10 protein-coding genes are annotated in these 12489 nt (G+C 46.1%); 3 read left to right on the top strand and 7 right to left on the bottom strand.

The window, feature by feature from the left end:
* From DPF93_RS04415 to DPF93_RS04435, 5 genes are all read right to left on the bottom strand, one after another.
* Entirely contained in the window at nucleotides 1-369 is a 369-nt protein-coding gene (locus tag DPF93_RS04415) for a hypothetical protein (RefSeq protein WP_114765003.1), read from the bottom strand.
* Between the two features lie 9 nt (nucleotides 370-378).
* Entirely contained in the window at nucleotides 379-1275 is an 897-nt protein-coding gene (gene yhfZ / locus DPF93_RS04420; protein WP_114765004.1) for a GntR family transcriptional regulator YhfZ, read from the bottom strand.
* Nucleotides 1276-1466: 191 nt separating this feature from the next.
* A complete protein-coding gene (locus DPF93_RS04425) occupies nucleotides 1467-2357 on the bottom strand; it encodes a LysR family transcriptional regulator (protein ID WP_114765005.1) in 891 nt (296 codons plus the stop codon).
* A 47-nt stretch (nucleotides 2358-2404) separates the two neighbouring features.
* The gene (locus tag DPF93_RS04430) at nucleotides 2405-3040 is read right to left on the bottom strand and encodes an SGNH/GDSL hydrolase family protein (protein WP_114765006.1); all 636 of its coding nucleotides are present in this window, start codon (nucleotides 3038-3040) and stop codon (nucleotides 2405-2407) included.
* A 104-nt stretch (nucleotides 3041-3144) separates the two neighbouring features.
* Nucleotides 3145-3864: a GntR family transcriptional regulator gene (locus DPF93_RS04435; protein WP_075649140.1), complete on the bottom strand. Its 720-nt coding sequence runs from the start codon at nucleotides 3862-3864 to the stop codon at nucleotides 3145-3147.
* A gap of 259 nt (nucleotides 3865-4123) precedes the next feature.
* On the opposite strand from DPF93_RS04435, the gene mngA reads away from it, so the two are divergent.
* The 3 genes from mngA to manA all read left to right on the top strand — a co-directional run bounded on the left by mngA (nucleotide 4124) and on the right by manA (nucleotide 10107).
* On the top strand, nucleotides 4124-6064 hold the full coding sequence (mngA, locus tag DPF93_RS04440; RefSeq protein WP_114765007.1) for a PTS 2-O-a-mannosyl-D-glycerate transporter subunit IIABC: 1941 nt from the start codon (nucleotides 4124-4126) through the stop codon (nucleotides 6062-6064).
* A 126-nt stretch (nucleotides 6065-6190) separates the two neighbouring features.
* Nucleotides 6191-8830 carry a mannosylglycerate hydrolase gene (gene mngB, locus DPF93_RS04445; RefSeq protein WP_114765008.1) on the top strand — a complete coding sequence of 880 codons (2640 nt, stop codon included), beginning with the start codon at nucleotides 6191-6193 and terminating at the stop codon, nucleotides 8828-8830.
* Nucleotides 8831-8913: 83 nt separating this feature from the next.
* On the top strand, nucleotides 8914-10107 hold the full coding sequence (gene manA, locus DPF93_RS04450; RefSeq protein ID WP_114765009.1) for a mannose-6-phosphate isomerase, class I: 1194 nt from the start codon (nucleotides 8914-8916) through the stop codon (nucleotides 10105-10107).
* A 248-nt stretch (nucleotides 10108-10355) separates the two neighbouring features.
* Here manA and DPF93_RS04455 read toward each other — a convergent pair whose 3' ends face one another.
* Both DPF93_RS04455 and DPF93_RS04460 read right to left on the bottom strand, forming a co-directional pair.
* Nucleotides 10356-11606: a sensor histidine kinase gene (locus tag DPF93_RS04455; RefSeq protein ID WP_114765010.1), complete on the bottom strand. Its 1251-nt coding sequence runs from the start codon at nucleotides 11604-11606 to the stop codon at nucleotides 10356-10358.
* A 72-nt stretch (nucleotides 11607-11678) separates the two neighbouring features.
* Nucleotides 11679-12377, bottom strand: a complete 699-nt coding sequence (locus tag DPF93_RS04460; protein WP_114765011.1) for a response regulator transcription factor — start codon at nucleotides 12375-12377, stop codon at nucleotides 11679-11681.
* Nucleotides 12378-12489 lie beyond the last annotated feature (112 nt).

Below are 12489 nucleotides of genomic sequence, written 5' to 3' on the forward strand. Positions count from 1 at the left end.
TTATGCGTCCTCTAGAGATACTTGTATCAAGGCAAAAACGTTCGCCAGCATAAAGCCTTCTTCGCTGTCTGGTAGGGTTGAAAGCCCCATAGCATCAATCACTTGGTGATGCAGTTTCAGAGTGCGTGGGTAACTCTCATCGGCGATGATTTCATCTAACACCTCTTGATCTAAACCTTCGCTCACAGCCTCATGTTGCCAAATTCGATCAGAGGCTCGCGCTAAATGGGTAATCGCCATTTGGTACTGCTCACTGTCGTGTGAGATGCCCAATTGCTCATCAATAATGGCGAGTACCCGCAAACAGCCTTGGTAGGCTTGGGCACTGATCACGTTGGCTTGTTGAAGTAAATCGAGCCGATCTTTCATAAATCACCTTTAATAACTTGGTGTAAGTTCACCTTTTACCACTGCTTGCTGATGTTCGAGCAGAGGTGTCAGTTTGAGTAGTTTGCGCAGCAGTATGGTGATGTGCTGCTCGTTGCCATTTACTAGCATGACGGCCTCTGATGCTTCTCGGCAGGCAGGTAAATGACTGAGAGACTGCTCTGCTAATCCATAGGTTTCCATATCGATTGCTTCGGATAACCACACTACGGCATCAATGTCGCCATTAGTTAGGTGGGTTAAACTTTCCCCGTAGTGAATTTCAACAATCTCAATCTGTTTATCTTCAAACGCCTGACTCGTCAGAATTTTTTGGTCTGGTGAATCAGGGTCTACACCCACTCGTTTAATTTGCTCAAACTCACCTTGGCGATAAATTAATCTATGCTCGTGAGAGTAAGAATGTGCGCCTAAATCGATCGCAGTTACTAAACCAGAAGCCAGCTGTTTCGCTGCTAACTTCGACATTATCGCCACATCATAAGTGCCATTTTTTAAACATTCAGCACGTACACTTGCACCGCGCATATGGGCAAAATAGAGTGGTAGTCCACCTAGTTGCGCTTTCAAACCACTGGCTAAGCCTTCATAGTGGCGGGTATAAGGCAGCGGCATGGCACAAACCACATTGCTAATTCCTGCGCAGCTGACTAATTCTTGGTAATTTAATTGGCTGATAAAGGTGCCATTGCGCCCTTGCTTCGAGAGCACCACTGCGCCGCGCTGCTCAATGGTGGTGAGCGCTTTTTGAATAAAGCCGACTGAAACCGAAAACTCTTCCGAGAGCGAATCGATCGTTCTAAGCCTATCGCCCTCGTTGGTCGTCATCAGGTATTGGGCGACATTCATGATTGCCGCACCTTCTTTACTAATATATTGAACTGACATAATTTTTAATCTTCATTATTTTGAAGATAAATTAGCAGTTAGATTTCTCAATAAAAAGTAATCACTGATGATTTTGTGAACTGATTCGACAAAAATCGTACAAAATTTGTGTTGGTAGGCGCTTTAAGCGCAGCGAGTTGCGTAATTGCCCCCAAGCGTGAGAGCTTGTGAGGACAAACTATTTGCTATATTTAAGTGGATAGTTGCTCGCGTAAGAAGTCACGCAGCAGGTAAAGCGCAGGTGTAAGCTGGCGTTTGTCTGTTACTACGAGGTTGAGAGGAATCGCATCGCCTTGCCAATCTTCAAATAAGGGTACGAGGCTGCCGTTTTCAATATCTGGGATTGAATCAATTCGCGATTTATAGCCAATTCCTTTTCCGGAGATCATCCAGCGTCTGACGGCATCACCGTCGTTGGCAAAACGGTTGCCTGTGGCGACCACTTCACACATTTCCCCTTGTTTGGTAAAGCGCCACTTGGTGTGGTACTTCACTAGCGTAATGAAGTTAATGCAGTTGTGATTAACAAGTTCTGACGGGTGAGTCGGTGTGCCATATTTGGCAAGGTACTCAGGCGAGGCGCAAGCGATGCGATCGTTGTCTGGACTGATCGGTAGGGCAACCATGGTTGAGTCTGGCGGCGTGCCATAGCGCAGTGAAGCATCGATCGGGCGAGTGTAGAGATCAATCAAACTATCGCTAAGCTCAAGTGAGACCGAAAGAGTTGGGTGTTGCTCCATAAATTCATCAAGCAACGGAATGATGATATTGCGACCAAGATCTGATGGCATTGCTAAACGCAGGTGCCCAGTGATTTGGTTTGGATCGCGCTTTACTGACTCAACCCCAGATTCAATCGCAGTCACGGCTTGCTGGCATTTTTCTAGCATTAATTGACCTTCAGGCGTCAGGCGAATACTGCGTGTCGAGCGAATAAACAGCGCACAACCAAATTGCGCTTCAAGGCGTTTTATTGTGGCACTTACCGCCGCAGGCGTGATCGCCAGCGTATTCGCAGCTTGGGTGATGCTCGCTTGGCGCGCGGTTTCGATAAAGACACTGAAGTCCTGAAGTACTTTCATCCGGTTCCTATGATTCGTCGCTGCCAGTTATCGTGGTTTGATGGTGATTAAGCAAACAGATGTTTGATCGTCTGGTATAAACCTTCGGCAAACTTGGCGGGCTGATCCTCATGCCAATGTACCCCTTCCGTTGCACTCGATGACACCCATTTACCTGCATCTAAATAATAGCAGCCAAGCTCTTGGGCTCTTTGTTGATAGTGCTCGGCAAATTGTTGCGACTTCTCAGCGCCGCCGCTAAACCCTGTGGCAGCGAAACCAACTTCAAAAATAGGCGGCGGGCAAACCAATACGATATTGGTCGCGACATCTTGGTTGTGGCTGGCAAAGTGCTGGGCTTGTTTAACCAGTTGCGCCGCACCACAAGAGATCGCTTCGGCGGATAAGCCTAGGTGGCTTTGCAAGTCGTTGGTGCCAAGCATGATCACCACCACTTCTGGTTGGTATTTCTCTAAGCAAGGTAGGAAGTAGCCGAGACCGGAGTGAGGGCTGTGAATCGATTCATGAAAACCGGTGGTTCTGCCTGGCAAGCCTTCGCTGATCACTTGCCAGTCTGCTGGGAGTTGTTGCTCTAATAGCGACGTCCAGCGTAGCTCGGCTGGGTAGCGACCGCCTTTGATGGGCATGTAGCCCCACGTGTTTGAGTCACCAAAACATAAAACAGATTTCAGACCTGAGTTCATTTCCTATCCTTGCCAACAAATTCGAGTTGCTTGCGTTTAAGCACGCGCGTTCAAGAGAGAGTTTTCAAGGTCAGTGCTTTAAGAAAATACTGGCTTGAAATTCGCTATGAACGATGACGTTTTGCTACCAACGTAAATTTGTAATCGCTTGATTTAAAGTAGTTTCGACTGTATTCGAAAATTGTATCATCGATTAAATGGCTGCGGGTACGTTTCTCTATGATCGGTTGCGCTGGGTCAATACCAAGGAGCTCGGCAATGTCACTAGGTGGCAACACAGGGATGATTTCCTGTTCACTGCGATCAATCACCATGCCTTTTTGATTTTCAATAAACTCGTATTTTGAACCTTGCATCACTTGGTAGGTGAGATCTGGGAACATTTCGGTTGGTAGCCAAGTTTCTTCAACCGTTATTGGATTCTCATCAACGTAGCGCACGCGTTTAACGTAGAAGACGCGGTCGCCTTCACAGATATTAAGGTGTTCTGCCATGGTGAGTGAGGCACTGCGGATCTCAAATGCCAGTACATCACTGCGAGTAACAGAATCGAGGTGTGACCATTTTTCAGCAAAGCTACTTTGCTGATAGATGTCGTAATTCACCTTGTTTTCTTTCACGTAGGTTCCGCTACCTTGCTTGCTCTCTAGCTCGCCACTTTCAACCAGCAATTTAATCGCTTGGCGCACGGTCACACGGCTAACGGAAAACTCTTCTCGTAATTGTGCCTCAGTAGGAAGGGCATTACCGACTTTATATTCACCTGAGCTGATCTTGCCACGAATGGCGTCTGCTATTTGTCGATACATAGGCAATCTTGCCATGGCTACCTCTCTTACACTGTCCCGCTACGACTTGATTTGATGGAACAGCACTTATATACGCTATATTTAAACGTATCATACGAATTCGATTCAATATGACAAGTAGTTGTTTGGTATAATTTGAAAGTAAATAATACAACAATAATACATATATTGATTCAAGTGAGATCCAGATCGCAGATCATTTGTATTTAATAGGTATCATTGGTCTCATTGTTGTACGGACAACAATGAATAATGTGACAATGGGACAAACGTTATGAATCTGACCTCTCTAACCCACCCATCGCTGATTAACCTACAAACGACTTTTACCAGTCGTGACGAAGCGATCCGTGCGCTGGCTGAACAATTAGATCAACAAGGCAAACTGCACGATAAACAACAATACCTAGATGCGGTATTTGCGCGTGAAGAACAAGGACCAACCGCTTTAGGTGAAGGTCTTGCTGTACCTCATGGTAAGACAGATGCAGTAAAAGAAGCTTCCTTCGCGGTAGCGACACTAAAACAAGATTTAAAGTGGAAAGGCTTGGACGAAGATGAAGACGTTAATCTGATCTTCCTAATTGCGATTCCAAATGCTGAAGCAGGCTCTACGCACATGCACCTGCTCACAGAGCTCACTACAACCTTGGTTGACGATGACGTACGTGAAGCTGTGCTGAATGCGACCACCACAGATGAACTTCTGGCGCTGTTCAATAAGCCTGACGAAGTGGTTGAAGAACAAGACAACTTAGATACAAATGCGCCAACCGTTGTTTGTGTGACTGCTTGTCCTGCTGGTATTGCTCATACTTATATGGCTGCGGAATACCTAGAAAAAGCGGGTAAGAAGCTTGGTATCAACGTGCATGTTGAAAAACAAGGTGCCAATGGTATTGAAGATCGCTTAACGGCTGAGCAACTGAATAAAGCTGATGCTTGTGTATTTGCGGCAGAAGTGGCAATCAAAGAGCTAGAGCGTTTTAACGGTATTCCTCGCGTTGAAGTGCCAGTTGCTGAGCCGATTAAACACGCTGAGCGTATTCTTAATGAAGCGTTGGAAGCGGCGAAAAATGGCTCTGGTGCCGAGCGTGCCGTAGCAACGGATGCGCCGAAGAAACGTAACTCTTGGAAAACCGATGTTAAACAAGCGCTGCTCTCTGGTATTTCGTTTGCTGTGCCACTGATCGTGGCGGGTGGTACGGTGCTGGCGATCGCGGTTCTGCTTTCACGTATCAACCCAGAAATGCTTGCGCTATATAACGAGGCGGGCAGCTGGTTGAACATGTACCGTAAGCTTGGTGGCGGTCTACTCGGCGTACTCATGGTACCGGTATTAGCGGCATACACGGCTTACTCTTTGGCTGACAAACCGGCATTAGGTCCTGGTTTTGCAGCGGGTCTTGCAGCGAACTTAATCGGTGCAGGTTTCCTTGGTGGTGTTGCTGGTGGTTTGCTAGCAGGCTACTTCATGCGCTGGGTGAAAGAGAACATTCGTGTTAGCCCTGCATTTAATGGTTTCTTAACCTTCTACCTCTACCCAGTACTTGGCACCTTGATCGTTGGTTCATTGATGCTGTTCGTGGTGGGTAAACCTGTGGCATGGCTTAACCAAGGGCTAACTGATTTCCTAAATGGTTTATCTGGCACTAATGCCATCATCCTAGGTGCGGTAATCGGTCTGTTTGTATCGTCTGACCTTGGTGGTCCAATTAACAAAGCTGCTTACCTATTCTGTGTGGGTGCGATGGCGAACGGTAACTTTGCGCCGTATGCAATCTTTGCTTCAGTGAAAATGGTTTCGGCATTTACAGTGACATTCTCGACTATGCTTCGTCCACGTCTGTTTAAAGACTTTGAGATTGAAACGGGTAAGTCAACTTGGCTACTAGGTCTTGCAGGTATCACTGAAGGTGCGATTCCAATGGCGATTGAAGATCCAGTACGCGTAATCGGTTCATTCCTAGTGGGTTCTGCAGTTTGTGGTGCCATCGTAGGTGCGGCTGGTATCGGTCTGCAAGCGCCAGGTGCGGGCATCGTGTCGCTATTCCTACTGGATTACAGCCCTGAAATCGGTGCATTCGGTGCCGGCGCAATCTGGCTAGGTGCTGCTCTAATTGGTACGGCGATTTCGACTGCAATGCTAATCGGCTGGCGAGCACACGCAGTAAAAAAGGGTCAATTTGACGCTCAGGCTGCGACTTCAAACTAACGCTAAATAGCACAGGGCACAGGTTAGCTGTGCCCTAAACAAGTAAGTAACAAGATTTAATCCCCATATTTTCAAATTTCGAGTCTCTTTACTGCTTAAGTAAATCGCTCAATAGGTAATACAGTTATGACTACATCACGCGTTCATATTACTCCACACATGCACTGGGATCGTGAATGGTATTTCACTACTGAAGAGTCACGCATTCTTCTGGTAAACAACATGGAAGAGATCATGCAGCGTCTAGAAAATGACCCTGCATACAAATACTACGTACTCGATGGTCAAACCGCGGTACTAGAAGATTACTTCGCGATCAAACCAGAGAACAAAGAGCGCGTTAAAGCCCTAGTTGAAGCGGGCAAACTGATCATCGGTCCTTGGTATTCGCAAACGGATACGATGCAAGTGTCTGGCGAGTCAATTGTACGTAATATGCTTTACGGTATTCGTGACTGCCTAGAGTTTGGTGAAGTAATGAAGATTGGTTACCTACCAGATTCATTCTCAATGAGCTCGCAGCTACCTATGATTTACAACGGCTTTGGTATCAATCGTGCAATGTTCTGGCGCGGCTGTTCAGAGCGTCACGGTACAGATAAAACCGAATTTGTATGGCAATCGAATGATGGCAGTGAAGTGACAGCACAAGTGTTACCACTGGGCTATGCGATTGGTAAGTACTTACCTCAGGATGAAAAAGGTCTGCGTGACCGCCTAGACAAATACTTCCCTGTGCTTGAAAAGCCGTCAGTGACGAAAGACATTCTGTTGCCAAACGGTCACGACCAAATGCCAATTCAAAAAGACATTTTTGAAGTGATGGATAAGCTGCGCGAAATCTACCCTGATCGCGAGTTTGTGATGAGCCGTTATGAAGAAGTGTTTGAGCGTATTGAAGCGCTGCGCGATCAATTGGATACAGTAAAAGGTGAGTTTAACGACGGTAAATACATGCGTGTTCACCGTACGATTTCTTCAACTCGTATGGACATCAAACTGATCCACGCAGAAGTTGAGAATAAGATCGTTAACATTCTAGAGCCGCTAGCTTCTATTGCTTGGAGCCTAGGCTTTGAATACCACCACGGTTTGATCGAGAAAATGTGGAAAGAGAGCATGAAGAACCACGCTCATGACTCGATTGGTTGCTGCTGCTCAGACAAAGTACACGCTGAGATCCTAAACCGCTACATCCTTGCGGATGATATGGCGACCAACCTAATCAACTTCTACAAACGTAAGATTGTTGACCACATGCCAGCGCGTGAAGGCTGTGACAAGCTAGCGCTGTTCAACCTATCTCCATATGCGCGTGAAGAGGTGATCAATACCACGATTACGCTACGTGCTAATGAATTTAATCTGTTTGATGATAACGGCAACGCGATTGAGTACTTCATTCAAGACCAACGTGTGATTGACCCAGGTAAGATTGACCGTCAGATCGTTCATTACGGTAACTACGACCCGTTCATTGAATATGACATCCAATTTAAACATACAGTACCAGCAATGGGCTTCACAACATTGCACATTGAAGCGCACAGCAAAGGCACGCAAAAAGTGGCAGAGCAGGGTGAACATGTTCTAGAGAACGACTTCTACCGCATCAATGTCAACGCCAACGGTACGCTAACGATTTTCGACAAAGAGACGCTACACACTTACGACCAAGCGCTGCGTATCGAAGATGGCTCTGATGATGGCGACGAATACGATTACTCTCCATCACGTAAAGAATGGCTACTCTACTCAGATGAGTTTGAGGTGCAAACAGAGATCAAACACGAAGGCTTCCAATCGGTTGCGAACATTAAGCTACGCATGTCTGTCCCTGCAAATCTGCAAGAGCGTGAAGAGCGTGCGGGTCAAAATGGTTTCCTAGATGTTGATTGTCAAGTGGTACTAAAACAAGGTAGCCGCCGTATTGAAGTTCGCATGGAGTTGGATAACCAAGCTGATGATCACCGTGTACGTGTGCTTATCCCAACGCCATTTGTCTCTGAAACTGTGGTAGCGGATAACCAGTTTGGCTTGATCACTCGCCCAACCAACGATCCTGCGATGGAAGTTTGGGAACAAGAGGGCTGGAAAGAAGCGCCAGTGCCGGTTTACCAGCTTATGAACTTTGCTGCGGTTGAGAACTCGGCTGGCGGTATGGCGCTGATGACCAATGGTCTGCGTGAGTTTGAAATCATTTCAAGCAAGAACAACGAAGAGCGTGATACTTTTGCTCTAACATTGCTACGTGGTGTTGGCACGCTGGGTAAAGAAGAGCTGCTGCTGCGTCCTGGTCGCCCTTCAGGTATTAAGATCCCAACGCCTGACTCGCAAACCCGTGGCAAGCTAGTGTGTAACTTCAGTCTGTTTGGTTACCAAGGTGATCACATCAGTGCGAACATCATGGCTGAATCTCGTGACAACGTCACTCCAATTCAGTGCTACAACAAGATCCCATACAACGCGATGAAGCTAAACGTGGGTGAACAAGACAAGCCACTTACATACAGCTTGCTTGAAAAAGAGCAACGTGGCGCGGTATTGAGCGTGCTGAAGAAAGCGGAAGATGAGCAAGGTCTTGTGATTCGTGTTTACAACCCAGCAGAAACGGGTGAGTTAGAAGATGGTGTTTGCTTCACTCAAGCGGTAAGCGCATGGCAAGAAGTGAGCATGGATGAGAAGCCTCTAGCACAACCTCAAGTTGAGACGAGCTTTGGCACTTTGAAATCATGTCAAGCGAAGTCATTCCTAGTGAAGTTCTAATTACGGGTTTTGCTCAGCACATTGCCTCATAGATGTGCTGAGCTTTTTTATTTCACCTCCATTCGCTCGCAAGAGATTCAACGATGACGACAACACTATTTAAACTCGATAACGTAATTCAAAATTATGTTTGGGGTAGTAAAACGGCGATGGGTGAGTTGTTTGGTATTGCTAACCCTGACAATCAACCTCAAGCTGAAATCTGGATGGGTGCACACCCAAATGGTTGCTCAAAAGTAGCCGGCAGCGGTGAGCTTTTGTCTGAGATTATCGCGCAAGATCCACATGGCGTTTTAGGCGAGTATACGGCGGAGCGTTTTGGTGAACTGCCTTATCTGTTTAAAGTATTGTCTGCGGCAAAACCGCTTTCGGTACAAGTTCACCCTAGTAAAGCGAAAGCGATGGCAGGCTTTGTGAAAGAGAACCAGCAAGGCATTGAGTTAAGTGCGGCGAACCGCAATTACAAAGATGCTAACCACAAACCCGAGTTGGTTTACGCGTTAACGTTTTACAAAGCGATGAATGGTTTTCGTCCTGTTGCAGAGATTGTGGCGCTGTTTCAGCAAGCGGGGATTGATTCCTTGCGTGATGAAGTTGATGCGCTGAGTGCTTTGCCGAACGAGCAAGGTTTAGCAGAGTTTTTCTCTGTGGTGATGAACCTTACCGGTGAGCGTAAGCAGCAAGCGATCGCTGAGCTTGTGGCGCGAGTCGAACTGCCCGCTAAAACGGCACTAGCACGTGAAGCGTTTGAACTCATTCAAGACTTTAGCCAAGAGTATGGCGATGATATCGGTCTGTTTTCACCGCTGCTGTTAAATGTGGTGGAGCTTGAACCAGGTGAAGCGATGTTCCTCCATGCTGAAACGCCGCACGCGTATGTCAAAGGTACTGGCTTAGAAATTATGGCGAACTCTGACAACGTACTGCGTGCCGGTTTGACGCCTAAGTATATGGATGTAGCAGAGCTTATTGCTAATACTCAGTTCCACTCTATTGCTTCTGACGAAATCAAGCTGGCACCATTTTGCAGTGGTAATAAGCTCGGTTATCCGATCCCGGTGGATGATTTCGGTTTTGAAATCATCGCGCTCGATGCCGAGGATAAAGCGCAATATGTTCGCGGTGCAGAGATTATTTTCTGTATTGAAGGTCAAGCAACGCTTAGTTGTGGCAGTGATCTCGTTACCCTTGCCGCAGGTGAGTCAGCCTTTGTTTGTAACAAAGCAAAAGTTTATCAGTATCATGGTGTTGGCACATTAGCGCGTGCGTTTAACTGATTGATAGGCTCCTAACGGCTGAGATCATGTTCCCCCGAGCGTGGGTCAATAGCCTTATGGGTAACCGTGATATTGTTTTGGTCGTATCCAAGGGGATTTGGAATAAGTATTAAACCGCTACTATTCAATTTAATTAGCGTCACTTGCTGATTATTAACATCGTTGGAAAGTATCATATTCACCGTTGTGTTTAATACGGTTTGACCAGCCCGCCATTTCGGCGGGCTTTTTTATGCGTTGTCTTTCTGTCAGGTTACGGTGTTTTTTTGTAATCGTGCAATGCAACCACTGCGATTGGGTTTATCGCTGTTGTCACTTCGGTTCTCAAGTGTCGAGCTCCAACCGTAGCTTTTCCCGATGCGCTCAACAATGATCAGTCCCAGACCATGTTCTGTTTTACCTTGCTCAGTCAATCCGCTGCCCGTATCAGTAACAGAAATCTCATCAGACGTTATTTTTACGTGAATCTCTCCCGATGAGGTAAAGCGAATTGCGTTTTCAACATAGTTTTTCAGTACCATTTCGACCAATGTCATAGGCATATTCAACTGAGTGTTTGGGGCGACTTCCAAACTTAGGGTTACACCCTCGGCAACCATCGCTTGGTATTTTTCTAGATCGATGGAAGAGGAAACAATCGGTGTTAATGATTTTTCGGTGGAGGCATTCTCTTGCTTGACGATATTAAGCAGCGCTTCGACGGTATTTCTCATTCCCTTGGTCGAGTTCAAAATACGCTCACGCTGCTTTGCTTGAAACTCACTATCTTGAGGTTTCATCGCTTGTAACTCTGCGGCACTCAAGATAATGGCGATTGGTGTTTTCAGTTCATGACTGGCGTACTTGGCAAACATCAACTCTTGCTTGGCTAAGCGGTCTTTCATCTTGGAATAGCTATTGAGGTGCGCGGTGAGCTGAGTGAGTTCATCGACGGAGTGTGGCGGAATCACAAACTGTTCGGATTGATGATTGCGCAGTTGGCTACTCAATTCTGAAATTGGTGACATGATTTGGTCGACCACGCGTTTGAGGGTGAAGCGTAATACCACGATTAGAAAGATCATCAGTAGCGTGGAGATGAGCATTAACCCAAACCAACTATCGTCCCACAAGTCCATATTAAAAGAACTTATAGTAATGTACGTAGGAATGGTTTCACCTTGATATTCAAAATCAAAATGATAGGCGACAATGCCTGCGTGCAATAATTGATCATCGCTGATTTTGAATTCGTAACGTAGACGATTGACGCTATCGACAGGGATGGGGCTGATTCTCTGTAATTGATCGGTAAAATCAGCTTCACCGTAATAGACGGTGACGTGCTCCGACAAAGCCAAACTGGTCTTTGGTGAAAGTTTGTAGAACTCTTCAGCGACGCCCTTGAACGATTTTAAGTGCTCCTCCATTTGTGCTTCTTCTTGCCAAACGAGTCGAATCGAGAAAGCGAAAAAGACGAAAAATGAGGAAACCAATGCGATCAAGGCAAAAGTGCGCATCGCACGGATTCTGACATCCTCAATGGAGTTTCCTAGCTTAGAGAAAAGTATCATGATTGTGCTAACTCGTGTCTACGTCGATTGTTGGGTGGGTAACACCAATTGAAAACCATACTTAGGTACCGTTTTTAACATTGAAAATTCAAATGGCTTATCCAGCACATTGCGAAGTAGGTAAATATGGCTGCGTAAAACGTCTTTGTCTGGGACTTCATCCCCCCAGAGCAGGTAAATCATATTATCTCGCGAGACGATTTCACCTTGTGCTATCACGAGGGCTCGGAGAATCTGAAACAGAATCGGAGAAAGGTTGAGCGCTTTTCCATCTCTTGTTGCGGTGTGGGTTTTCTCATCAATGATGATTTGACCATACTGGAGCGTTTTTTTGGCAACTAGCCCTTTGTTTCTTTTGATTAAAGCACTCAATCGAGCTTCTAATTCGAGAAATTGAAAAGGTTTGGTCACAAAATCATCGGCGCCAGAGTCAAAGCTGTTGAGTAAGTCTTGCTGACCGTTTAAAGCGGTTAACATTAGAATAGGGGTAGTAATACCATTTTGGCGCAGTTTTTTGGCAACTTGCATGCCATCTAACTTGGGAAGCATGACATCCAAGATGATGACATCAAACTCATGTTGGCTCGCGAGATTAAACCCTTGCTCTCCATCGGTGGCAAAGTCGGTGACTGCTTCTTTTATTTCAAGAAAATCAGCAATCGTGCCTTGCAGTTCAATGTTGTCTTCTACCACTAAAATTCGGCTTTGTTTCAGCATTTTTGGATCCTAATACGCCCATTTCTATTAGCGTTTGTTTGACTCAGCATCGTTGTTACTTTGCGTTGTCTTTTATTCGAAATGACTTTTGATTTGAAATAACAAAGCTGTC

Origin of the sequence: Vibrio rhodolitus (assembly GCF_003350325.1) — a bacterium.
GTDB lineage: Bacteria > Pseudomonadota > Gammaproteobacteria > Enterobacterales > Vibrionaceae > Vibrio > Vibrio rhodolitus.